The sequence below is a fragment of the Fictibacillus arsenicus genome, assembly GCF_001642935.1.
In the GTDB taxonomy this organism is placed as follows: Bacteria; Bacillota; Bacilli; order Bacillales; family Fictibacillaceae; genus Fictibacillus; species Fictibacillus arsenicus_B.
Window position 1 is genome coordinate 1,698,441 of sequence record NZ_CP016761.1, and the last position, 22,592, is coordinate 1,721,032.

Here is a 22,592-nt window from a genome sequence, read left to right on the forward strand (position 1 = left end):
ATGAATGTATTGATGTGTATTATCATTCAAATTCTGGTATGGTGCGGATATTCGTTAGTTCTTTATCTGTCGCATCATGATCATTCTTTTTATGAAACGGTGCTCTTGGTTATGTTTTCTTATTTTAATTTTCTTATCGCTGTGAGGTTTATTTCAAATAAAACGACTGGGATAAATTTAACGATTTTCTTTACTGTCATTTATGTTGGAGGCAGAATAGTGTTTTTATGATTTTGGTTTTTCTTCTGACAAAGCTTTTTGCAGGGCAACCATCATAAATATCATGACAAAAGCAAAAGGAAAAGCTGCAATGATAGAAGCTGTCTGCAATGCTTCAAGTCCCCCTGAGTAAAGTAATATAGCTGCCGCTGCTGCTATAACCATTCCCCAAATGAACTTCGTCTTTGAAGAAGGATCTAATCTTCCGTGACGTGTTTGCATTCCCAGTACAAAAGTTGCTGAATCTGCAGATGTAATGAAAAATGTACTGATTAAGAATATAGCGAGTAACGACATAATCATACCGAATGGCAGATTTTCAAACAAAGCAAATAATGCAATTTCAGTACCTTTGTCTGTAATGATTTTATTTAAACCAACATTGTTGAAGATTTCTAGGTGCAGTGCTGCTCCTCCGAAGATCGAGAACCATAATGCCCCAAAAAGAGTAGGGACAAGCAATACGCCTAAAATAAATTCTCGGATCGTTCTTCCTTTTGATACCCGTGCTATAAAAGTACCGACAAAAGGTGCCCAAGCGATCCACCAAGCCCAATAGAATACGGTCCAGCCTTGTATCCAGCCAGCTTCACTTGGTCGGAAAGGACTGAGTTTCAAACTCATACTCGGCAAATATTGAAGGTAATTACCTAGAGATTGTACAAAAACATCCATGATGAAATTAGTTGATGAAGCGAACAGCAGGAATAGCATTAATATAACAGCTAGAATAATATTCAGATTGCTCAAATATTTGATTCCTTTATTAAGTCCAGTCTGTGCTGAAAGAGTAAATAATACGGTAACAACGGCGATGATGATTAATTGTGTGGTAAAGTTATTTGCAATATCTGTTACATAAGAAAGTCCGCCGCTAATTTGCACGGCACCTAGACCTAGAGAAGTAGCAACACCGAATATCGTTGCAAATACGGCAATGATATCAATAGTTTTTCCTATAGGTCCATTTACTTTATCTCCGATTAATGGAGTAAAGATTGCACTGATTAGACCCGGCGCACCTTTTCTAAATTTGAAATAAGCTAAAGACAATCCGATCAGCGTATAAATCCCCCAAGGGTGCAAGCCCCAGTGAAAAAAGCTGTAGCGCAAGGCTGCTTGTGCTGAGGCGGCGTTTCCTCCTTCGCCGCTAGGAGGGGTGTAAAAGTGGCTGATAGGCTCTGCTACACCCCAAAAGACGAGACCTATACCCATACCGGCACTAAATAACATTGCAAACCAGGTAATCGTGCTGTATTCTGGTTTATCATCCGGCTCACCCAGTTTAATTTTCCCGAATTTGCTGAATGCCAGATAAAGAACGAAAATTAAAAAGCTAGTTGCGGAAAGCAGATAGAACCATCCAAATTTTTCTTGCAGAAAATTTTGAACCGTCGTTGCTCTAGCCTGGAATTCTTCAGGAAATAAAAATCCTATGACAATAAAAACAATTGAAATGAGTAATGAAACGATAAAAACAGTATTCGTTTGTTTTTTCATTCCTTCACCAACCTTTCTGAGTATGTATCTTTTTTATTTTTCCCTAAGGGGCCGAAAGTTTACATTGTAGTTGAAATAAAATAGGAAGTCCAATCATATGATTGGACTTCCTAATGAAATGTACGTTATTCGGAGAAAAGGCTAGCTTACTTTTTAGAATAATAATACATTACCCTGCCGTTAAAAAGATGAAGTTCACCTTTTAATTTTGTCGCTAAAAACTTACAGAATTCATTTGCTTTTCCTTTATCTCCATGAGTTGAGATATCTGTAAGAGATACTTGAATATAGCATTGCTGATTTTCTGTAGAGTCTGTTTGAACCTCTATTTGTTCAAAGCCTACTCCAATCAGAATATATCTGTTTTTTCTTGGATCTGTACCTTTTAAACAGAACCATTCGTTGTTTGCTTCTTTCTCCTCAATGGTATAAGGAAAAGCGGCTTCAGAGTATCCCCATGAAAGCTGTTCCCCTGTTTTAGAAGTGATTGATTTGTAATAAGTGAACATATCTTTAATTTCGTCTATCGTAACAACTTGTTTTTCAGATGCAGGAACAAGCTTTATGTATGCATTTTGGGACATTCCAACTCACTCCAGTTAGTCATTTTTAACAATATTTGTTCATAGAATAGTTTATCATATTTCAAGAAGATTTTGACAATATAAGTTTAAAGTACATTTAAAAAGGGAATTGCTCTTACATCAATTTTGAACTTAACAGGGTATTCAGTCATTAAATACCAGGTTTGAACAACCCGATCGATGAACAATGTTTTATCATACGAGGAGGGATAACATGGAATGGTTTGAAAAATTGTATGACGAGAGTGAGTCCGTTAAGGTTAGGTTTGTAGGTTTTACAACAGATACGGTTAGATATGATTTTGGTATTGTGTACACAAATATGTTTTTCGGAAAACCGCTGGTCGTGTGTATGCAGACTGGGAGATCAGCCTTGCTTGACTCGAATGATATGCGAAACCTTGAGTATATTAAACAGGTATTTCATATAAAGAGCTTAAAAGAAGCTGAAGATTTAGCGCTTTTCTTTGAAGAAGCTGTTCCTCATCTACCTGTTATCGAACAATATGATTAATGAGCATATTTTTTTAATGTGTTATACTAAAAGTGTTGACAAACGAATTGTGACATAATATTATACAGATATAAACGTAAGCGCTTTCAAAATGCGAAGGGAGATGGAACGGATGGGAGTAATCATTTGCCAAACGTGTGAGACAACAATTGAACATTTTGAAGAGGAAAAGGTAACAACGTTGTATTCGAAAACATGTCCACATTGCCAAGAGCAAGCTAAATTACAAAAATAAAAAGAAGACCTGCCAAGGTCTTCTTTTTTTTGTAGTCTTACGCTAGAATGCTTCTTAATTAGCGGATCGCTACTTGCTCTTGAATAACTTTTAAATAATTTAAATTGGCATCTTCTGGACCTTGAACAGGCAACCCTGCTTCAAGGTTCTCTTTTATATATGCGAGGTTTTCTTTTGTAATGATTTCTCCAGGGATGAAGATTGGAATCCCTGGCGGATATACCATTACAAATTCTGCAATAATTCTTCCTGCTGATTCTTCAAATGGAACACTTTCTGTATTTGCATAAAAAGCATCACGCGGAGAGAGGGCAAGAACCGGAATGTCAGGGACGTGCACCGGCAAGGATTTAATCTCTTCCGTTTTTGAGGAGCTTTTTTCATTTGAAAGCTTAGTTAATGCTTCAACCAGGATCATAGTGTCTTTTTCATGATCAGCAGTAGTAATCAGACACAAGATGTTATATAGATCCGACAATTCAACCTCGATGTTGTAATGATCTCGAAGCCAAGTTTCAGCTTCATAACCTGTAATTCCAAGATCTTTTACAGAAATAAGCAGTTTAGACGGGTCGTAATCGAAGGTCGCAGAAGTACCAAGCTTTTCTTCACCTACACAATACAGGTTTGGTATTTCGTTTATTTTCTCCCTCGTTTGGTTTGCAAGGCGTATTGTTTTTTCAATTAATGTATACCCTTCAGTTGCTAAACGTCTGCGTGCAGCATCCAAAGAAGCTAAAAGGATATAAGAAGTAGATGTTGTTGTCATCATACTTAATATAGTTTGAACACGTTCTGGCGAGACAAGTCCTTCTTTAACATTTAAAATAGAACTGCCGGTAAGTGACCCTCCAAGTTTATGAACACTTGTTGCGGCCATATCGGCACCAGCCTGCATAGCTGACAGCGGCATATGGTCATGAAAATGAATAAGGACGCCATGTGCTTCATCAACAAGGACTGGTACATTAAAACGGTGAGCAACATTAACAATACCTTTTAAATCTGCTGCAAACCCAAAATAAGTCGGGTTAATTACAAGAACCGCTTTTGTGTCAGGATGCTGGTTCAACGCTTTTTCAACACTGTCAGGTGTAATACCATGTGAAATCCCTAATTCAGGATCGATTTCCGGGTGGATAAATATAGGTGTTGCACCAGAAAATACGATGGCCGTCATTATAGATTTATGCACATTCCTCGGTACAAGAATCTTATCTCCAGGAGATACGACGGACATGATCATCGTCATAATCGCTCCGCTTGTACCTTGAACAGAGAAAAAGGTATGATCTGCACCAAATGCTTGTGCTGCAAGATCTTGAGCTTTTTTTATCATACCTTTCGGGTGATGAAGGTCATCGAGTGGTGTGATATTTATAAGATCGATTGAAAGAGCATTAGGTCCAATGAAATTCTTGAACTCTTCATCCATTCCTTGGCCCTTTTTATGACCGGGAATATGGAATTGCAATGGATTTTTGTTTGCATGTTCACGCAAGCCAGTAAATAAAGGAGTTTCTTGTTGAGACAATTTTTACTACACCTCATCTATAATTAACTAAAATTAAAATCAATTATTTATAAAACAAAAGAAGTATAACAGAAAATGCATGAAGATGTAAGTAAATGATTTAATTTTCAAGGAGGAGAAGTCATATGTTTAAAACACGTGTAACAACTTTGTTAAATATTGATTTACCGATCATCCAAGGGGGTCTGGCATATTTAGCATATTCTGAACTTGCTGCAGCCGTTTCTAATGCAGGAGGACTGGGACAAATTACAGCTATGTCGCTTCCAAATAGTGATGCATTAAGAACCGAAATCAGGAAAACGAAGCAGATGACTTCTCGGCCATTTGGCGTCAATTTTGCAATTGGCCAGCATGGAAGAACATATGAAGAACAGCTGGAAACAGCTATTGAAGAAGGTGTAAAAGTTATCAGTATAACAGGCGGAAATCCTGCACCTGCTTTAAAAAGATTAGAAAATACTGGCATAAAAACACTTGTACTGGTCTCTAGTAAACGCCAAGCGATAAAAGCTGAACAGCTTGGAGCTGATGCGGTAATGGCTGTTGGTCAGGAAGGCGGAGGACATATCGGAAAAGAGGATACGGGCACCTTTGTATTGATTCCCCAAATAGCAGAGAGCTTATCGATACCAGTTATCGGATCTGGCGGGATCGTTGATGGAAAAGGAATGATGGCTGCACTGGCTCTTGGTGCAGAAGGAATAGAAATGGGGACAAGGTTCATTGCAGTGAAAGAATGCGTGCATGCTCATCCAGCGTATAAAAAATGGATACTCGAAAGTTCCGAAAACGATACGGTTGTAATCAAAAGAAAGTTAGGTATGCCAGGCAGGACACTCAATACACCTTTTGCATTAAAGATTGTTGAAGAAGAAAATAAAAACGGAACTTATGATTATCTAAAAGATTTTATCAGCGGGGAAGCGAACCAAAAATTTATTTATGAAGGAAAGAGTGACGAAGGATTTGGATGGGCAGGTCAAGGAGCTGGGAGGATTAAAGAGATTCTATCTGTTAGTGAATTGTTCCAGCAAATAAAAGAAGAAGCAAAAGCTGTCCATCAAAAATGGAACAGCCTTTTCTAACACTTTTCTTACAATAGTGATACATACCCATACATTTATGTGGTACGGCAATATACTAGTGGTAAGAAGCAGCTGAACTTCTGCTTCCTGCCACTTTTTTTATTACAGATGTTTCTTCAAGTTGTAAAGAGGTAAAAGGGTTTTAAATGTTTCAGAGATCCGTGTGTACCATTCGTCTTCCGACATAGCAATCGCTTCATCTTTAGAGATATGGACACCGCAAAGCAATTCGGCTTTTTTAACAGAACTTAGACGTTCAGCCATTTCTTTTAATCTTTTCTTTTTTACTTCGCTATGTTTATAGCTATCTGGCTTTGTATGATCGTCAGACCAAACAAAGGAATCGGGAATCTCCTTTTTTACCTTGTTAAGTTTCTTTAGAAAGGTTTTGCCATATGAATCCTTTATTGGTGATTCATATATAAGAGCAAACCAGATAAACACATGTGTTTCAAATAATCCAATCTGAAAATGTGGCAGCATTTTGTACCCTCTTTTATTTGGAGCAAAAGCTACCCATGTATCCTTTGGCGGATTTACAGTGCGTCTTGCATGTTTAGCTACATGATAGAACATTTCTTCTCCTGTTAACCCTGTAAGTTCATCAGCATACTTAGCGCCAAGCACCTCGAGTTTAGGTCGTATATGGGTAATGATTTGATCCATTCGCTGCTCAAGACCATCTGTCTTAAACACATTAAAATCCTGCTCATTAAATCCAGTGAATGTCATGAATGTTTCCTCCTGATTATAAAACGATACAAAAAAAGTTTATCACAGAAGCTGTTTTATAAAAAAATGTTTGCATTAGATTCCGCAAAGTGCCGTTTCACTATACCTCAGTCCTTCATAAAATATATAAAACATGAAAACGAAAAAAGAAAGGATGTGCCGGCGATATGAAACAAGTAATGAATACCTTAAAAAGAACGGATGCAGAAAGAAGAATTCCAGTATTAAAACTTGAGATTGATTATGAGTTAGCTACCTTGTTTGATGCCTTAAAATCAAAAGATCAGAAACAAATCAATGATTCTAAACGTAAGCTCGAAAGATTAAGGCTGGAGCTCGTGAGACTTGAGGCATGATTCAAAAAAATAGCGGGTAGCAAAAACGAATCCATCATGAACGGATGGTTCGTTTTTTTGTGAACAAGTAGGAATTGTCATATACTATAGGAAAGGCAAGGGGTGAAATGATGGAAAAAGAAAAGTGGAGAAAGATTGAACAGTTAGCTAAAGCTTGGACGATTGAAGCCGCAGAGCTGTTACAGAAGTCATTTGAAAATACATTAACGATTACATATAAATCACATATTGCTGACCTCGTCACAAATATGGATAAGAATATTGAAAAGTTTTTTATTGATAAAATACAAAATACATTCCCTGAACACAGAGTCCTAGGTGAAGAAGGGTATGGGGATGATATCCAAGATAAGTCTGGTATCATTTGGATCATTGACCCGATCGACGGGACTACAAATTTTATTCATCAGCAATCGAATTTTGCTATTTCTATTGGCATCTATGAAAACGGATCAGGAAAAATGGGTTTGATATATGATGTTGGAAGCAAAAATCTTTATTTTGCCAAAGATGGAGAAGGAGCTTATTTAAATGATTTAAAACTTTCTAAATTAGATAAGGCAGCACTTTCTGAAGCGGTTGTTGGAGTAAATGCAACATGGGTAGGTCCAAACAAAAGAATAAATCACGAGAACGTACAGGAAATCGTAAGAAAATCCAGAGGAACACGTTCGTACGGTTCTGCTGCAATTGAACTAGCTTATGTGGCATCAGGCAAACTGGATGCCTATATGACAATGAGATTGTCTCCATGGGATTTTGCTGCTGGTCTAATTCTTCTGAATGAAGTAGGAGGGATCGCAACAAAAACAAATGGCAAACCAATACAGCTGCTTGAACAAAACAGCATATTAGCAGCTAAGCCTGGTTTGCATGAAGAGATGTTAAAACATTTAATAAAGTAATGCTGTTTTCTAAAAGATTGTTGCTTATGGATAGAATTTGTGAGTAGTCTTCCTTGATCTGTTGATTGTAAAGGAAGGAGCGAGACTCCTGCGGGAGCAGCGGTACAGGTGAGACCCCGCAGGCGCAAGGAGCGCCGAGGAGGCTCACCGCACGCCCCGCGGAAAGCGAGCTCCTGGAATGGAAATCAACCACTTCATACATCAGCAAAGGTTACAAAACAGTCTATAATAAAAAGAAAGAGAGCCTTCTTTATGAACGCTCTCTTTGCTTTTTCTTTAATGAAAATCCAAATCCCATCAAAATGAAAATGGAAACGATGGATATGATAAAAATAAGTAAACTTTTTTCGCCGATAGCCACACCCACTCCGCATATGGCAAGAGCTGTAAGAAAGGCAATAATAAGGAAAACTCCGTTCATGATGACCTCCAAATGTAAATATGCTGCATAATAAGTGTAACGAATTTACATAAAAAGAAAAAGCCTTTTATAAATTTGTGATATAATAGTCAAGTTGAACAAAAAAAGATAAGAAAAAGAGATAGGATATAAGGAGAGAATAATTTTGAATAGAAGAGATGATTTACGCAATATAGCGATTATCGCCCACGTTGACCACGGAAAAACAACATTGGTTGACAAACTGCTTCACCAATCAGGAACATTCCGTGACAATGAACAGGTTAATGAACGTGCAATGGATTCCAACGACTTGGAACGTGAGCGCGGGATTACGATCTTAGCTAAGAACACAGCGATTAACTATAACGAGAAACGCATTAACATTATGGATACACCAGGACATGCCGACTTCGGTGGTGAAGTTGAACGTATCATGAAAATGGTTGATGGTGTACTACTTGTTGTCGATGCATATGAGGGATGTATGCCTCAAACTCGTTTCGTACTGAAAAAAGCATTAGAACAAAAATTAACACCAATCGTAGTTGTTAACAAAATCGATCGTGATTTTGCACGTCCAGAAGAAGTAGTAGACGAAGTGATCGATCTATTTATTGAACTGGGTGCTGAAGAAGATCAATTAGAATTCCCTGTAGTTTATGCATCTGCACTTAAAGGGACAGCAAGTATGGACCCTAGCAAGCAAGATGAAAACATGACAGCATTGCTTGATACGATCATTGAAACAATTCCTGCACCAGAAGATAACAGTGATGAGGCGCTTCAGTTCCAAGTTACAATGCTTGATTACAACGACTATCTTGGCCGTATTGGTATTGGTCGTGTGTTCCGCGGTACAATTAAAGTTGGACAAGCAGTATCTTTAATGAAGCTTGATGGATCAGTGAAAAAGTTCCGTGTTACTAAATTGTTTGGTTTCCTTGGTTTGAAGCGAATTGAAATTCAAGAAGCAAAAGCCGGAGATCTTATTGCAGTTTCTGGAATGGAAGAAATCAACGTTGGTGAAACAGTATGTCCAGAAGGCCAAGAAGAAGCACTTCCTGTACTTCGTATTGATGAGCCAACTTTAAAAATGACATTCTTAGTAAACAACTCACCATTTGCTGGTCGAGAAGGTAAATATGTAACGAGCCGTAAAATTGAAGAGCGTTTAATGTCAGAATTAGAAACAGACGTGAGCTTACGTGTTGAAAATACTGATTCTCCAGATGTTTGGACAGTTTCTGGCCGTGGTGAGCTTCACCTTTCAATTTTAATTGAAAACTTACGTCGTGAAGGATTTGAGCTTCAAGTATCAAAGCCTGAAGTAATCGTTCGTGAAATTGATGGTGTGAAATGTGAACCTGTTGAACATGTTCAAATCGATATTCCTGAAGAATACACAGGTGCAATCATGGAATCATTAGGTGACCGTAAAGGTGAAATGAAAAACATGGTTAACAATGGTTCAGGCCAAGTACGTCTTGAATTCATGGTACCAGCTCGCGGATTGATCGGTTATACAACAGAGTTCTTAACACAGACTCGCGGATATGGAATCTTGAACCATACGTTTGACAGCTATCAGCCAATGGTTGCTGGAAACGTTGGCGGACGTCGTCAAGGTGTTCTAGTTTCTATGGAGAATGGAAAAGCATCTCAATACGGAATCATGGGTGTTGAAGACCGCGGTACGATTTTTATTGAGCCAGGTACAGAAGTTTACATGGGAATGATCGTTGGGGAACATACTCGCGAAAACGATATCACTGTAAACATTGTAAAAGTGAAGCAGATGACAAACATGCGTTCAGCTAACAAAGACCAGACTGTAACAATGAAAAAGCCTCGTGTTATGTCGCTTGAAGAAGCATTAGAGTACTTGAACGATGATGAGTATTGCGAAGTAACACCAGAGAGCATTCGTCTTCGTAAAAAGATTTTAGATAAGAACGAACGTGAAAGAGTAGAGAAGAAAAAGAAACTTGCTCAAGGCTAAACTTAACTTTTAAGAAGCGGGAGTGGGAATCGTGAAAGAACAAGAAATTATGAAAGCGACAGGTGAAGATTCGTCCTCAATGGCTTTGCTGTTGGGTATTGAAAATGACCCTGTCAGAGCTTTCTTGCTGTTGTATTTAATCATTACAGTGCTAAGCATTATTGTTTTTAAATTAGGATTCGCAAAAAAACTGCCGCCATTAAAATCAGCATTGATTTATTTGTTTTTAATCATCGGCTGTATGCCTTTAGCGTTCTTTGGAATCGGACTTCCCGTAGCTGAAGGATTGATAGTGGCAGCTCTTATCCTGATTATTTACAAAGTAAGATTATATCAAAGCAAAAAAGAAACCAGCTAAAACAGGAGGTTCAACATGAAACTCGTCGATGCTCTTTCCAATTGGCTAAGCATAAAAAAAGTGCATGAAGAACGTCCTAACGATTTGGCTGCCGAGGATACCTTTGAATTTTTTAGTGAGATATTAAAAGAAGATCACCAAGTAAAAATACAATCTGTTTCCATTCAAGGACCGTTTTACATCGTCTTATTCGAAGTGAACGGCGTTGAACGCACAGAACGATTTTTTGTTGATGCAGTGGATGCTTTATACGAAGGAATTCAAAATGAACCAAGGTTTAACGAGGAGTGCTGAATTAGTAGCGCTCCTTTTTTTTATGCAGAATTGAAACAAAGTATCCGATTAGGACAGCAAATAAAAGGTGTCCGATAAACCAAAGTGTAAATGGCAAGATAAATGGAGGGTGGAAAGGCTTTGTAACGGCGATTTGATAAAGAGGAAAAAAGGTAAAGGACATAATTGTGTTAATGATTACAGAAATACCGATTGGATGATTAAATCTTGCAGACAGAATATCAATAACAGCGATCAAAATCACTGTTATCACTAAATGCGATATGAACTGTATCAGGTATGAATAAATAATGTAATCAGGTAATGGCAAAAAGTCAATATTCACCAAAAAAGTATAAAGATTAATTTCAAATCCTTGTTCTATTGCATAAAAAAAACAAGCCAGCAAGGCGCCGGCAATTGTACCAAATAAAGTCCAATCCGATAAACGGTTACCAGTCATTGTTCGTATCTGGACTTCTGTATAAAGTAAAATTACCTGTAGCTTCCCGCCGGGCTGTTTTTCTAGTGATTCGCTCTTTGCATGGTTCGCACATAAAGGTGTGTATCGGTCTATTTCGTAACTTCTTTGCAAGTGAACATTCATTTTCAATAACTTCAATATTATCGCATAATACGCATTTTACACGCATCGTATTTCACCTCTTTCAAACAGTATACCATAAAGAAAATTGTAAATTAAGTAAAGGAATCGAAGCACTATAGAGGAGCAAGGTGGTCATCGTATTTTTCAAGAGGACTTTTATTAAGGATGTGCGTCTGAAACGAACAAAATATAAGAAATCCTCGTTTTATTAGATGGGAAAAACTCAAATCACATAAAAAATAGTGTTCATCACATAAAAAAGGTAGAACATCACACAAAAATGACCCCTCATCATATAATTTTACAATTTAAGGGAGTTGTTTCCGCATGAAAAAACGCTTTGCTACTTTCTGACAGTACCTTCGTAAAGCGAGCATCAGTCAAAAAAACCTTCCATAAAAAAGACTGACAAAGGAAGTTATCGAATTCATCCCTCATCAGTCTTCATAATTTCAGCTTTCTTTTAAACGCTGCGGCTGATTTTTATCTGCTTTTTCTTGCTTTTGTTGGTTATTTTTCAGCTGACGTTCCTCTTTTTCAGAAAGCTGGCTGTTATTTGTTTCTGTTGGAGAAGGCTTTTCCGTTTGAAGGCTGTGTGGAACTTGCGGCATTAATCGGCCAACAATTCCAGCTAATTCATTAGCGATTCCTCCGATAGGATGCCCTTGGCGTATCTGTCTGCCCATTTGCCGCAGTCTTTCAACGACATCAGGATCTGCAGTTACAACTGCATTTTTGCCGTTAGGATCATTTTTAAGAGCTTCTGCAACGGAATATTTAATCGAACCAACTCGTGAATTATCAAGCTTCCGGTCTACATCTATACCAACAACGGCATATGGGCCTAATACTACAGCTGTAGCATCTTCAACACCAGGAATTCCTGTAGCCAGTCCGACAAGATGCCGTGATACTTCCTGAGAGCCTTTTGGCTGATCTGGTTTTTTGCTTTCTGCAGTTTGATTTACCTTAGTAAGACGTGGAGTATTTTTATCAGCTTGCTGTGCATTATCGTTATTATTTTCGTTCATGCAGCCAAATAGAACAAAGATTGCGCTTAAGACTGCAGCTATTCGTAGTGTTTTCAATGAATATCAGTCCTTCCAAGTCATTTCCGTTATTTTTTGTTCATTCTTCTAACTTTATTCCTTCATACATACATTTTTAGTAGGCAGTCCATAAAAATGCACTTAATAGATAGGATTACATTTAAGTCAGGAGGCTGAATGTTGAATAAACGATACGTCCTAGATACAAACGTGCTTTTGCAGGATCCTTATTCCATACAATCATTTGGAGACAGTGAAGTGATCATACCAGCTGTAGTTTTAGAAGAAGTGGATTCCAAGAAACGTTATATGGACGAAATTGGGAGGAATGCAAGAGAAGTTTCCCGATTAATTGACCGTGTAAGACAGAATGGCAAACTGCATCAAGGTGTTCCACTTGAAAATGGAGGCAAACTTCGTGTTGAGCTTAACCATAAATCTTTTCAAAGGCTTCAGGAAACGTTTGTTGAACCTTCAAACGATAATCGGATATTAGCTGTTACTTTGAATTTAAAACAAGAAGAAGAGGCAAAAAAGAGCGGTGTGAAAGTGATATTAGTTTCAAAAGATGTATTGGTCCGTGTAAAGGCAGATGCTTTAGGTATAGAAGCAGAAGATTTTTTAAGTGACAGGGTTATCGATAAGAATGACCAGACATATACGGGCTATAAAGAAATTTATGTACAAGGGGAACTTCTGAGTAAATTTTATGAGAAGAATGAACTTCAGCTCATCGAACTTACAGGGCACTCATTTTACCCCCATCAATTTGTCATCTTGAAAGATGTATTCAGGTCATCCGTTTCGGCTCTTGGGAAAGTAGACGAGTTCGGTAAAACCCTTAAGCACTTGCGTTATGATTCAGAGCACATCTGGGGAATCCGTGCTAGAAATGTACAGCAAAAGATGGCATTTGAACTTTTGCTTCGAAAAGACCTTCCGCTTGTTACACTGATTGGAAAAGCAGGAACAGGAAAGACCTTGATAACACTGGCTGCAGCACTGCTTCAGACAGAAGACTTGAAGGATTATATCAAATTGTTCATCGCACGCCCAATTGTACCCGTTGGAAAGGATATCGGCTATTTGCCAGGAGAAAAAGAAGAAAAACTTAAACCTTGGATGCAGCCTGTCTATGATAATCTCGAATACCTTTTCAATACAAAAAAGCAAGGGGAACTTGAAAAAATCCTAGCTGGCATTGGTTCCATACATGTTGAAGCACTCACTTACATCAGGGGAAGAAGTCTTCCGGATCAGTTTATTATTATAGATGAAGCCCAAAACCTTACTAAGCATGAAGTAAAAACGATTCTTACAAGGGTAGGGGAAGGAAGTAAAATTGTTTTGCTCGGTGACCCTCAGCAAATTGATCATCCTTATTTGGACGAATTTACAAACGGACTAACGTATGTGGTGGAAAAATTTAAAGACCAAGCAGTAAGCGGACATGTGCGGCTGGAAAAAGGTGAACGTTCTTCGTTGGCACAAATTGCAGCAGATCTGCTGTAAACAAAAAACAGCTCCAGAAAGAGCTGCCTTTTATCATTCCTGACTATTTTTTAAAAAAGTGTGATAGCTGTAATGCGCTTAATTGGGTTTTCTTTGTTACGTCCGTCACCAAAATAAAAGTGAACCGGCCCATCCGTTTTTAATGGTTTTCCGTTTTCGGAAAAAGCTAAGTAACCATCTTGAGCTTCTTTAATTGTGATTTCTACATTTCCGTCCCCTGATTCAATGAGTACTTTTTCTGCGTCAGGGTGCGGTTGTGCATTATAGATAAAATAAGATAAAGATATAGCAAAGGAACTTGTAAGAAGCGTTTCTTTTAAAGTTGTCTTCGGTTTTTGCTTATCTTTTTCAGAAGGAGGGATTGCACCTTCCTGCAATTCTCTGTCCCAGTGAGCAGAGACATCCTTTAAATATTTCTCTTGCTCGCTTTCTTTGTCTCCCTGCTTATCGAACAACGTGCTCAGATCCTCTTTTCTATCATCAAAAATCCAGACACCTGGATCTAAAGTAAGCGGGTAGTTAACCTTCCCATTAAGTGCAACTATAAATTCCATATGTACCTCCTTGATTTGAAAACGCTATTAAAAGCATAGCATGATTATGTGAATACTGTAATATGTTGATTTTTTTTAGACAAACCTTTATATTTAAAGGTAGAAATTCGTGCGAACGGAGGGATGATCATTGTCAGCTGAGATGGCAACTGGACATCGGGAAAGGGCATTTGAACTCTTAAAAGCAGATGCAGACAAAATCCTGAAATTGATTGAAGTTCAAATGGAAAACTTAACAATGCCACAATGTCCCCTCTATGAGGAAGTATTGGATACGCAAATGTTTGGTTTATCCCGTGAAATAGATTTTGCAGTCCGCTTAAATCTTGTAGAAGAAGATGCGGGGAAACAATTATTAGAATCGCTCGAAAAGCAGCTTACTGCATTGCATGATGCATCTATGAAAAAATGATACACAGCCAGTCCGAAAAACATTTGGACTGGATTTTTTTATATTTATGAAGAAGTAATATTTTTAATCAAAAACTGAAAAAACGTTACGAAATAATATATTTATAGAGATTGTCGCCGGGTTGAATCAATAAGAAAAAGATTTTATGTGTTACAATATCTAATAATTATGAATTTAGAGAGGAGAAAGGTGGACAACGTGAAAAAAGCAGTAAGACCCTATGACTATTCTCTTTTAGTGGCCGTACTATTATTGTGCAGTACTGGTTTAGTCATGATATACAGCGCGAGTATAGGGGTAACGATCAATAAATACGACTATAGCAGCAGTTTTTTCTTCACCAGACAGCTTATCTTTTTAATAGCAGGAATACTTCTCATGTACTTTACAATGAGATTCAACGTACAAATCTATAAAAAATTAATGCTGCCCATCGTACTGATATCCATAGGAGTACTTGTTGCCGTATTACTATTTGGCCGGGAAGTAAATAATGCAAAAAGCTGGTTATACATAGGACCTGTCGGAATTCAGCCTGCAGAGTTCATTAAATTAACTCTAGCCATCTACTTGGCCGCAATCTATTCAAAAAAACAAGGTAAAATGCATGACTTTAAAAAAGGAGTCATTCCTCCTCTTAGTATCTTTGCCATAATGTTTATATTGATTATTTTGCAGCCGGATCTAGGTACAGCACTGATTGTCGCGGGTGTTGCAGGAATTATCCTTTTTTGCTCAGGGATTAAATTTAAACATATTTTTTCAATGGCAGCATTAGCCGGAATTGTGGGACTCGGAATTTACTTTAAGCTAAGTGATGAACAGCTTTCACGATTTGATGCAGCTTATGCCCCCTTTAAAAATCCGGCGGGTGATGGATATCAGCTAGTTAACGGATATATTTCTATCGCCGCAGGCGGGTTAACTGGAAGCGGTCTAGGACAAAGCATTCAAAAGTACGGCTTCTTGCCTGAACCCCATACTGATTTCATTATAGCGATCATCGCTGAGGAATTAGGTTTCATAGGAGTGTTTTTAATTATTGCTCTTTTAGGGTATATCGTATTGAAGGGATTCTGGATCGGTATGCAGAGCGATGACACTTACACGAGCCTCCTTGCTTTTGGAATATCTGGGATGATTGGTATTCAGACAGTTGTTAACTTAGGAGCAGCAGTAGGTTTATTGCCTATTACTGGTGTACCGCTTCCTTTTATATCTTATGGTGGATCTTCCCTTCTCTTGTTTCTGACATCGATGGGGATTCTAATAAATATTTCTGCAAAAGTAAAACTGAATAAGAAAGTGCCTGACAAACAACCGAATGTAAAAAACAAAAGCTTAAAAGCGATTATGTAACGGTAAAAGGAGAGGAACTTGTATGAGCAGAAAAATCAGCAAAGTTTTAGTAGCAAACCGAGGAGAAATTGCAATCCGAATTTTCAGAGCATGTACAGAACTGGATATTCGAACTGTAGCAATATATTCAAAGGAAGATACTGGTTCCTATCATCGTTATAAGGCAGATGAAGCTTACCTGGTCGGAGAAGGAAAAAAACCGATTGATGCTTATCTCGATATTGAAGGTATTATTGAAATAGCAAAAGCAAACGGAATAGATGGGATTCATCCAGGCTATGGTTTCTTGTCAGAAAATAAAGAGTTTGCAGAGCGATGCCGTGAAGAAGGAATTATCTTTATCGGACCGGAAGAAAAACATCTTGATGTTTTCGGAGATAAAGTAAAAGCGAGACAAGCAGCTATCGACGCCAACATTCCGGTTATCCCAGGAAGTGATGGTCCTGTTAACTCTTTAGAAGAAGTTAAAACATTTGCAGAAGAAAATGGATTTCCGATTATTATTAAAGCTTCCATGGGCGGCGGCGGCCGAGGTATGCGAATCGTGAGAAGTGAAAATTCATTAGCTGAAAGCTTTGAAAGAGCCAAGTCTGAAGCTAAGGCGGCTTTTGGTAAGGATGAAGTTTATGTTGAAAAATTCTTAGATAAACCTAAACATATCGAAGTACAGATCCTTGGAGACTATGAAGGAAATCTCGTACATTTATATGAGCGTGACTGTTCTGTTCAAAGAAGACATCAAAAAGTAGTTGAGGTAGCACCAAGCGTTTCATTAACTGAGGAATTGCGTCATGAAATTTGTGAATCTGCGGTTTCTTTAATGGAGCATGTAGGATATGTAAATGCAGGTACAGTAGAATATCTTGTTACTCCGTCCGGAGAGTTTTATTTTATTGAAGTCAATCCTCGAGTTCAGGTTGAACATACAATTACAGAAATGGTAACCGGCATCGACATAGTTCAATCACAAATCCTTATCGCTCAGGGCTTCTCATTGCATAGTAAGCAATTAGGAATTCCTAAGCAACAAGATATTTATTGTCATGGGTATGCCATTCAATCACGTGTTACGACTGAAGATCCAGCAAACCAGTTTATGCCTGATACAGGAAAGATCATGGCATATCGTTCAGGCGGCGGATTTGGAGTTCGTTTGGACGCTGGTAATGGCTACCAGGGTGCAGTCATCACGCCATTTTATGATTCCTTGCTTGTGAAAGTATCAACATGGGCGTTGTCCTATGAACAAGCTGCATCTAAAATGTTAAGAAATTTAAAAGAATTCCGAATTCGCGGGATTAAAACAAATATAGCTTTCCTAGAGAACGTTGTTACACACCAAAAATTCTTATCAGGAGACTATGATACTTCTTTTATTGATACGAGCAGTGAATTGTTTGTGTTCCCTAAACGCAAGGATAGAGGAACGAAGATGCTCTCATATATCGGAGCGACTACTATTAACGGCTTTCCTGGCCTTCAAAAGCAAGAGAAGCCATTGTTTGATAACCCTCGCATACCTAAAGTGAAACACTATGAACCAATTCCTAATGGCACAAAACAATTGTTGGACAGTGAAGGTCCGGAAGCAGTTGCTCAGTGGGTTAAGGATCAAAAGAAACTATTGCTTACTGATACAACATTCCGTGATGGTCATCAGTCGCTGCTTGCAACACGTGTCAGAACGAACGATCTCCTTCATATCGCAGAGCCGACTGCAAGACTTTGGCCAGATATGTTTTCCATGGAAATGTGGGGTGGAGCAACGTTTGATGTAGCATACCGCTTCTTAAATGAAGATCCGTGGGACAGGCTTTTAAAGCTTAGAGAAAAAGCTCCAAATGTATTGTTCCAAATGCTTTTAAGGGCATCGAATGCTGTCGGATACAAAAATTATCCAGACAATGTCATTGAAGAATTTGTTAAAAAATCAGCAATGGCTGGAATAGATGTCTTTAGAATCTTTGATAGCTTAAACTGGGTTGAAGGCATGAAAGTTGCTATTCATGCAGTTCGTGAAACAGGAAAAATTGCTGAAGCTGCTATTTGCTATACAGGTGATATTCTAGACTCTAGCCGTACAAAATACGATTTGAACTATTATGTGAACCTTGCCAAGGAACTTGAACAAGAAGGTGCTCATATTCTTGCAATTAAAGATATGGCAGGTCTTTTAAAACCACAGGCTGCTTATGATCTTGTGTCAGCCCTGAAGGATTCAATTGATATCCCGATCCATCTCCATACACACGATACTAGCGGGAATGGTATTTATACCTATGCGAAAGCTGCAGAAGCCGGTGTAGATATTGTGGATGTTGCATTGAGTTCAATGGCTGGTCAAACATCACAGCCAAGCGCTAACTCATTATATTATGCGTTAACTGGAAACGAAAGACAGCCTGATTTAAACATTCAAAATGCAAATCAGCTGTCCGCGTATTGGGAAGATATTAGAAAGTATTATGCTGGCTTTGAAAACGACATGACTGCTCCAGATCCTGAGGTATATGAACATGAAATGCCTGGCGGCCAGTTCAGTAATCTCCAGCAGCAAGCAAAAGCAGTCGGATTAGGAGAACGCTGGGATGAAGTGAAACAGATGTACAGAAGAGTTAATGACATGTTCGGGGATGTTGTTAAAGTTACGCCATCTTCTAAAGTAGTTGGGGACATGGCACTTTATATGGTTCAAAACAACTTAACTGAGGATGAAGTATACGAAAGAGGAGAATCACTCGACTTCCCAGATTCAGTAGTGGAATTCTTCCAAGGTTACCTTGGACAGCCGTATCAAGGTTTCCCTCGAGAACTTCAGCAGATCATCTTAAAAGGCAGAGAGCCATTAACTGTAAGACCTGGTGAAACACTTGAAGCTGCAGATTTTAATGATATTAAAGAAACGTTATTCCATAAGATCAACCGTCAAGTGACAAGCTTTGATGTTCTCGCTTATGCATTGTATCCTAAGGTGTTCTTAGACCGTGAGAAAATGTATGCTCAATTTGGAGATGTATCTGTGCTTGATACGCCTACATTTTTCTATGGCATGACATTAGGCGAAGAAATTGAAGTTGAAATCGAACAAGGAAAAACGCTTATCGTAAAACTAGTTTCAATCGGTGAAGCTCAAAATGATGGATCTAGAGTTCTCTATTTTGAGCTAAACGGACAGTCACGTGAGATTGTAGTAATTGACGAAAGTGCAAAAGTAACGGTTACAGCTAAACAAAAGGTAGATCCTTCAAATCCTTCCCAAATCGGTGCGAGTATGCCAGGAACGGTAATTAAAGTACTGGTTGAGCAAGGTGAAAAAGTGAAGAAGGGTGATCACTTGATGATTACTGAAGCTATGAAGATGGAAACAACCGTTCAAGCACCATTTGACGGACGCGTTAAATCCATTTCTGTTCAAAACGGAGAAGGCATCAGCGCTGGTGATCTATTGATTGAATTGGAAAAATAACTACAAAAAAGGCGTCTCAATAAGAGACGTCTTTTTGTTGGTAAAGTTATGTTTCCGCATGTATACATGGTGATTTGTTAATGGGGGATGTTGTGAAGTTTCCGGTTCGCAATATATCTTGTGAAAAGGTGAAATTATAGACCAGATAGGTGAAATTGTAGGCCGGATAGGTGAAATTGTAGCCATTAAAGGTGAAATAATTGCATTATTTGGTGAATATATTATTGGATTTCGTCAAATTAAGTTAAAAATACCTCTGACTGTAAGGATTAATCATTTCTACGAGCTCTTCTCGCAAGGTGATTGTAGTGCAAGGTGCGTGCCAGCCACCTGATTATGCCTCTTGCAAGGCATGCAACGAGGAACACACTTAGTAAAGATTTACCTTGTAGACGCAGGAGCACACAAACTTCCTTAAATGTGAGACTCCTAATGGTGCAAAGCGCCGTGGAGGCTCACCGCACGCCCCGCGGAAAGTGAGCATCTGTAACGGAAATCAACTACTTTCAAGAGCAACAAAGTTTAAGATAACAGCGTTTTAAAAAAAATAGCTGACAGAAAAGTTCTATAGAAGAACCTCTGTCAGCCTTTTAATGAACTATTTTCGATAAACAATTAAGGCTACAAAACTAAGTGTTCCGAATAAGAAAGAAATAATTAATCCGTGTGATAAAGCAACAAATAAGTTTAAGTTTGATAAGACGATCATTGCGCCAGATATACCTTGAAGTAAAACAAATAACGCAGCAAACTGTAACCCCTTATTTAGTGCTTTTTGTTCTTTATAATGCTTTCTAGCGTGGTACCAGGAATAAATAATCCAAATTAATAGAACAATAGCTGCAATCCGATGGAGCAGATGTATGCTCGCTTGAGAACCTAAATCAGCTATCGTACCGCTGCACGACGGGAACTCTGGCCCGCATCCCATGCTTGAGCCTGTATGCCTTACAAGAGCACCTGTGTAAACAACTGCATATAGGTAAGCAAAGAGCCAATAGAGGTTCTTTTTAAATGCTTCGGAAACTCTAGCAACAAATGGATCTTCACGCTTTTCAAAAGATAGCAGTGCAAGAAGCAGCACACTGGCAAATGATACGAGTGAGAAACCAAAATGTGAAGCGAGTACAGCTGATGATTGGCTCCATATAACAGCAGCGGCTCCTAAAAGACCTTGAAGAACAATGAAAAATACAGCAGATCCTGCTAGTATTTTAACTTCTTTTCTATGAGGATCTCTTTTCCACGCCCATATTGCTAAAATAATTACTAGAATACCAAGCCATGCAGATACATAGCGGTGACTGACTTCAATGATCGTTTCCAGCTTTGGCTGAGTCGGCAGCAATTCTCCATAGCAAAGGGGCCAAGAATTACCGCAGCCGTCGCCTGAATCTGTTTTTGTAACAACTGCCCCCATAAGTAGAACGAGCAGCATGCCGAATGATGTAATAATAGAATAAATTTGATAAGCTCTTTTCAATTTCTTTCACCTGCTTTAAAGTTCAATAAACTTCACAAAATTGTAAAAAAATTTGCTAGTATTAAGGTCGGCCTGATAGTACAAATAATATAAGGTACTGTCAGTATTAGTCGAAGTATACAAAGTACATGTTTTGTTTTATAATGTTAAAGGACATTTTCTTTACTTTCTTTGTATAATCTTATCCTATCATATGGGAAAATCAATCTACTTTACATATTGTGAACAGATAAAGACAATTTTTAACCGTTGATTTTACTTACAAGCCCATATAGAATGAATGAGGGCTTATCTTACACTTGAAGAAAGAATTGGAACTGAATTTTTCCTTAGAAGGAGGTGTATCTGTGTTGAGCAAAACACCAACTGCATATGAAGCCGCTAACAAGGTTATGGAACCAGGACCTCTTTCAGAAGCAAATCCAACGGGTACTTGGAAAGACTTTTTAACCATCGCTAAACTTGGTATTGTAATGAGCAACCTGATTACAACTTTTGCAGGATTTTTCCTGGCTCTCAAGTATAACAGTTATTTGTTTACTGACAACATCCTTACATTAGTATTGTGTATACTAGGTGCTGCTCTAGTTATTGCCGGAGGATGCTGTTTAAATAACTATATTGACAGAGATATCGATCAGCTTATGGAAAGAACAATTGAAAGACCAACTGCTACAGGCCGTATTTCTGCCAGTCAAGTCCTTTGGGTAGGAATTATTCTATCTGCACTAGGAACAGTAATGCTTGCTATGACAACACCGACAGCAGCAGTAATTGGATTGATAGGACTCTTTGTATATGTTTTCGTTTATACATTGTGGCTAAAGCGCACTCATTCAATTAACACGGTTGTTGGAGGAATATCTGGAGCAGTGCCTCCGTTAATCGGCTGGGCTGCAGTAGATGCTAACCTTCATTGGGTAGCATGGATCTTATTCCTTATCATGTTCTTATGGCAGCCGCCGCACTTTCTGGCACTGGCTATGAAACGCTGTGAAGATTATCGAAAAGCAGGCATACCAATGCTTCCAGTTGTATCCGGTTTCGGAATTACTAAGCGTCAGATGATCTGGTATGTGGCTGCATTGCTTCCAGTATCACTTTACTTATTTGATTTTGGAATGTTGTATTTAATTCTAGCAGCTGTATTAGGTACAGGATGGCTGATCTTGGCTCTTTCAGGATTAAAAACGAAAGATGATATGAAATGGGCCCGTATGATGTTTGTTTATTCATTGAATTACATGACAATCATGTTTGTTGCCATGATTCTAGTTAATATATAAAAAGTATTGTTTACTCTGGAACAGCGTAATTTTGCGCTGTTCCTGTAATTGCCTTTACATAAAAGGGCTTTCACAAGCTATTTAGCTATTTCCATTCAAATATAATTATTTGAATTGAATAGAAAGAAGATCAGTCAAGACAGACTACAACGAGAAAGTGGGGT

General features: G+C 38.3%; 24 protein-coding genes. 14 read left to right on the forward strand and 10 right to left on the reverse strand.

The genetic code is table 11. The features are described 5' to 3' along the window. Positions 1 to 231 (forward strand): RNA-binding protein, encoded by a 231-nt coding sequence (locus ABE41_RS08915; protein WP_066289007.1) that lies wholly within the window; start codon positions 1 to 3, stop codon positions 229 to 231. On the opposite strand, the gene ABE41_RS08920 is transcribed toward ABE41_RS08915, so the two are convergent. Further along, complete coding sequence (locus tag ABE41_RS08920; RefSeq protein ID WP_066289010.1) at positions 226 to 1,719, reverse strand: glycine betaine uptake BCCT transporter; 1,494 nt, start codon at positions 1,717 to 1,719, stop codon at positions 226 to 228. The two genes, ABE41_RS08915 and ABE41_RS08920, sit on opposite strands and share 6 nt — an antisense overlap. A gap of 146 nt (positions 1,720 to 1,865) precedes the next feature. Then, positions 1,866 to 2,303 (reverse strand): DUF1885 family protein, encoded by a 438-nt coding sequence (locus ABE41_RS08925; RefSeq protein ID WP_066289012.1) that lies wholly within the window; start codon positions 2,301 to 2,303, stop codon positions 1,866 to 1,868. A 214-nt stretch (positions 2,304 to 2,517) separates the two neighbouring features. On the opposite strand from ABE41_RS08925, the gene ABE41_RS08930 reads away from it, so the two are divergent. After that, entirely contained in the window at positions 2,518 to 2,817 is a 300-nt protein-coding gene (locus ABE41_RS08930; protein WP_066289017.1) for a DUF3055 domain-containing protein, read from the forward strand. Between the two features lie 112 nt (positions 2,818 to 2,929). Beyond that, positions 2,930 to 3,052: a GapA-binding peptide SR1P gene (locus tag ABE41_RS20625; protein ID WP_083207741.1), complete on the forward strand. Its 123-nt coding sequence runs from the start codon at positions 2,930 to 2,932 to the stop codon at positions 3,050 to 3,052. 58 nt (positions 3,053 to 3,110) lie between these two features. Here the strand turns inward: ABE41_RS20625 and ABE41_RS08935 are convergent, their stop codons facing one another. Beyond that, complete coding sequence (locus tag ABE41_RS08935) at positions 3,111 to 4,586, reverse strand: aminotransferase class I/II-fold pyridoxal phosphate-dependent enzyme (RefSeq protein WP_066289019.1); 1,476 nt, start codon at positions 4,584 to 4,586, stop codon at positions 3,111 to 3,113. 125 nt (positions 4,587 to 4,711) lie between these two features. On the opposite strand from ABE41_RS08935, the gene ABE41_RS08940 reads away from it, so the two are divergent. Continuing rightward, positions 4,712 to 5,674 (forward strand): NAD(P)H-dependent flavin oxidoreductase, encoded by a 963-nt coding sequence (locus tag ABE41_RS08940; protein ID WP_066289022.1) that lies wholly within the window; start codon positions 4,712 to 4,714, stop codon positions 5,672 to 5,674. A gap of 102 nt (positions 5,675 to 5,776) precedes the next feature. On the opposite strand, the gene ABE41_RS08945 is transcribed toward ABE41_RS08940, so the two are convergent. Next, positions 5,777 to 6,406 (reverse strand): YktB family protein, encoded by a 630-nt coding sequence (locus tag ABE41_RS08945; RefSeq protein WP_066289024.1) that lies wholly within the window; start codon positions 6,404 to 6,406, stop codon positions 5,777 to 5,779. A 167-nt stretch (positions 6,407 to 6,573) separates the two neighbouring features. Here ABE41_RS08945 and ABE41_RS08950 point away from each other — a divergent pair, with 167 nt between their 5' ends. Both ABE41_RS08950 and ABE41_RS08955 read left to right on the forward strand, forming a co-directional pair. Then, entirely contained in the window at positions 6,574 to 6,762 is a 189-nt protein-coding gene (locus ABE41_RS08950; RefSeq protein ID WP_066289027.1) for a hypothetical protein, read from the forward strand. Between the two features lie 107 nt (positions 6,763 to 6,869). Continuing rightward, positions 6,870 to 7,667 (forward strand): inositol monophosphatase family protein, encoded by a 798-nt coding sequence (locus tag ABE41_RS08955; RefSeq protein ID WP_066289029.1) that lies wholly within the window; start codon positions 6,870 to 6,872, stop codon positions 7,665 to 7,667. A 250-nt stretch (positions 7,668 to 7,917) separates the two neighbouring features. Here the strand turns inward: ABE41_RS08955 and ABE41_RS21230 are convergent, their stop codons facing one another. Then, on the reverse strand, positions 7,918 to 8,088 hold the full coding sequence (locus ABE41_RS21230; protein WP_172827346.1) for a DUF5325 family protein: 171 nt from the start codon (positions 8,086 to 8,088) through the stop codon (positions 7,918 to 7,920). 145 nt (positions 8,089 to 8,233) lie between these two features. On the opposite strand from ABE41_RS21230, the gene typA reads away from it, so the two are divergent. The 3 genes from typA to ABE41_RS08970 all read left to right on the forward strand — a co-directional run bounded on the left by typA (position 8,234) and on the right by ABE41_RS08970 (position 10,721). Further along, positions 8,234 to 10,069, forward strand: a complete 1,836-nt coding sequence (gene typA / locus ABE41_RS08960; RefSeq protein WP_066289031.1) for a translational GTPase TypA — start codon at positions 8,234 to 8,236, stop codon at positions 10,067 to 10,069. Positions 10,070 to 10,148: 79 nt separating this feature from the next. Then, positions 10,149 to 10,427: a YlaH-like family protein gene (locus ABE41_RS08965; protein WP_066294741.1), complete on the forward strand. Its 279-nt coding sequence runs from the start codon at positions 10,149 to 10,151 to the stop codon at positions 10,425 to 10,427. 15 nt (positions 10,428 to 10,442) lie between these two features. Further along, positions 10,443 to 10,721, forward strand: coding sequence for a hypothetical protein (locus tag ABE41_RS08970; RefSeq protein WP_066289033.1), 279 nt, complete (start codon positions 10,443 to 10,445; stop codon positions 10,719 to 10,721). A gap of 1 nt (position 10,722) precedes the next feature. Here the strand turns inward: ABE41_RS08970 and ABE41_RS08975 are convergent, their stop codons facing one another. From ABE41_RS08975 to ABE41_RS08980, 3 genes are all read right to left on the reverse strand, one after another. Next, the gene (locus tag ABE41_RS08975) at positions 10,723 to 11,163 is read right to left on the reverse strand and encodes a hypothetical protein (protein ID WP_083207742.1); all 441 of its coding nucleotides are present in this window, start codon (positions 11,161 to 11,163) and stop codon (positions 10,723 to 10,725) included. Next, positions 11,153 to 11,353 carry a YlaI family protein gene (locus ABE41_RS20630; RefSeq protein ID WP_083207743.1) on the reverse strand — a complete coding sequence of 67 codons (201 nt, stop codon included), beginning with the start codon at positions 11,351 to 11,353 and terminating at the stop codon, positions 11,153 to 11,155. The genes ABE41_RS08975 and ABE41_RS20630 overlap by 11 nt, the downstream gene beginning before the upstream one ends. A gap of 406 nt (positions 11,354 to 11,759) precedes the next feature. Next, on the reverse strand, positions 11,760 to 12,395 hold the full coding sequence (locus tag ABE41_RS08980) for a YhcN/YlaJ family sporulation lipoprotein (RefSeq protein WP_083207744.1): 636 nt from the start codon (positions 12,393 to 12,395) through the stop codon (positions 11,760 to 11,762). A gap of 138 nt (positions 12,396 to 12,533) precedes the next feature. Here ABE41_RS08980 and ABE41_RS08985 point away from each other — a divergent pair, with 138 nt between their 5' ends. Next, positions 12,534 to 13,868, forward strand: coding sequence for a PhoH family protein (locus tag ABE41_RS08985; protein ID WP_066289038.1), 1,335 nt, complete (start codon positions 12,534 to 12,536; stop codon positions 13,866 to 13,868). Positions 13,869 to 13,918: 50 nt separating this feature from the next. Here ABE41_RS08985 and ABE41_RS08990 read toward each other — a convergent pair whose 3' ends face one another. Further along, positions 13,919 to 14,422, reverse strand: a complete 504-nt coding sequence (locus ABE41_RS08990; RefSeq protein ID WP_066289043.1) for a hypothetical protein — start codon at positions 14,420 to 14,422, stop codon at positions 13,919 to 13,921. A gap of 142 nt (positions 14,423 to 14,564) precedes the next feature. Here ABE41_RS08990 and ABE41_RS08995 point away from each other — a divergent pair, with 142 nt between their 5' ends. The 3 genes from ABE41_RS08995 to pyc all read left to right on the forward strand — a co-directional run bounded on the left by ABE41_RS08995 (position 14,565) and on the right by pyc (position 19,659). Further along, positions 14,565 to 14,834, forward strand: coding sequence for an Fpa/YlaN family protein (locus tag ABE41_RS08995; protein WP_379837052.1), 270 nt, complete (start codon positions 14,565 to 14,567; stop codon positions 14,832 to 14,834). 198 nt (positions 14,835 to 15,032) lie between these two features. Continuing rightward, the gene (gene ftsW / locus ABE41_RS09000) at positions 15,033 to 16,193 is read left to right on the forward strand and encodes a putative lipid II flippase FtsW (protein WP_253805465.1); all 1,161 of its coding nucleotides are present in this window, start codon (positions 15,033 to 15,035) and stop codon (positions 16,191 to 16,193) included. A 22-nt stretch (positions 16,194 to 16,215) separates the two neighbouring features. Further along, the gene (gene pyc / locus ABE41_RS09005) at positions 16,216 to 19,659 is read left to right on the forward strand and encodes a pyruvate carboxylase (protein ID WP_066289057.1); all 3,444 of its coding nucleotides are present in this window, start codon (positions 16,216 to 16,218) and stop codon (positions 19,657 to 19,659) included. Between the two features lie 598 nt (positions 19,660 to 20,257). Here pyc and ABE41_RS09010 read toward each other — a convergent pair. Next, positions 20,258 to 21,142, reverse strand: coding sequence for a COX15/CtaA family protein (locus tag ABE41_RS09010; RefSeq protein ID WP_083207745.1), 885 nt, complete (start codon positions 21,140 to 21,142; stop codon positions 20,258 to 20,260). A gap of 392 nt (positions 21,143 to 21,534) precedes the next feature. Here ABE41_RS09010 and cyoE point away from each other — a divergent pair, with 392 nt between their 5' ends. Continuing rightward, complete coding sequence (cyoE, locus tag ABE41_RS09015; protein ID WP_066294745.1) at positions 21,535 to 22,428, forward strand: heme o synthase; 894 nt, start codon at positions 21,535 to 21,537, stop codon at positions 22,426 to 22,428. Positions 22,429 to 22,592 lie beyond the last annotated feature (164 nt).

Coding starts and splice junctions, on each gene's coding strand:
- ABE41_RS08915 (WP_066289007.1), top strand. CDS start 1: ATGAATGTATTGATGTGTATTATCATTCAAATTCTGGTATGGTGCGGA.
- ABE41_RS08920 (WP_066289010.1), bottom strand. CDS start 1,719: ATGAAAAAACAAACGAATACTGTTTTTATCGTTTCATTACTCATTTCA.
- ABE41_RS08925 (WP_066289012.1), bottom strand. CDS start 2,303: ATGTCCCAAAATGCATACATAAAGCTTGTTCCTGCATCTGAAAAACAA.
- ABE41_RS08930 (WP_066289017.1), top strand. CDS start 2,518: ATGGAATGGTTTGAAAAATTGTATGACGAGAGTGAGTCCGTTAAGGTT.
- ABE41_RS20625 (WP_083207741.1), top strand. CDS start 2,930: ATGGGAGTAATCATTTGCCAAACGTGTGAGACAACAATTGAACATTTT.
- ABE41_RS08940 (WP_066289022.1), top strand. CDS start 4,712: ATGTTTAAAACACGTGTAACAACTTTGTTAAATATTGATTTACCGATC.
- ABE41_RS08945 (WP_066289024.1), bottom strand. CDS start 6,406: ATGACATTCACTGGATTTAATGAGCAGGATTTTAATGTGTTTAAGACA.
- ABE41_RS08950 (WP_066289027.1), top strand. CDS start 6,574: ATGAAACAAGTAATGAATACCTTAAAAAGAACGGATGCAGAAAGAAGA.
- ABE41_RS08955 (WP_066289029.1), top strand. CDS start 6,870: ATGATGGAAAAAGAAAAGTGGAGAAAGATTGAACAGTTAGCTAAAGCT.
- ABE41_RS21230 (WP_172827346.1), bottom strand. CDS start 8,088: ATGAACGGAGTTTTCCTTATTATTGCCTTTCTTACAGCTCTTGCCATA.
- ABE41_RS08965 (WP_066294741.1), top strand. CDS start 10,149: ATGGCTTTGCTGTTGGGTATTGAAAATGACCCTGTCAGAGCTTTCTTG.
- ABE41_RS08970 (WP_066289033.1), top strand. CDS start 10,443: ATGAAACTCGTCGATGCTCTTTCCAATTGGCTAAGCATAAAAAAAGTG.
- ABE41_RS08975 (WP_083207742.1), bottom strand. CDS start 11,163: ATGACTGGTAACCGTTTATCGGATTGGACTTTATTTGGTACAATTGCC.
- ABE41_RS20630 (WP_083207743.1), bottom strand. CDS start 11,353: ATGCGTGTAAAATGCGTATTATGCGATAATATTGAAGTTATTGAAAAT.
- ABE41_RS08985 (WP_066289038.1), top strand. CDS start 12,534: ATGTTGAATAAACGATACGTCCTAGATACAAACGTGCTTTTGCAGGAT.
- ABE41_RS08990 (WP_066289043.1), bottom strand. CDS start 14,422: ATGGAATTTATAGTTGCACTTAATGGGAAGGTTAACTACCCGCTTACT.
- ABE41_RS08995 (WP_379837052.1), top strand. CDS start 14,565: ATGGCAACTGGACATCGGGAAAGGGCATTTGAACTCTTAAAAGCAGAT.
- pyc (WP_066289057.1), top strand. CDS start 16,216: ATGAGCAGAAAAATCAGCAAAGTTTTAGTAGCAAACCGAGGAGAAATT.
- cyoE (WP_066294745.1), top strand. CDS start 21,535: ATGGAACCAGGACCTCTTTCAGAAGCAAATCCAACGGGTACTTGGAAA.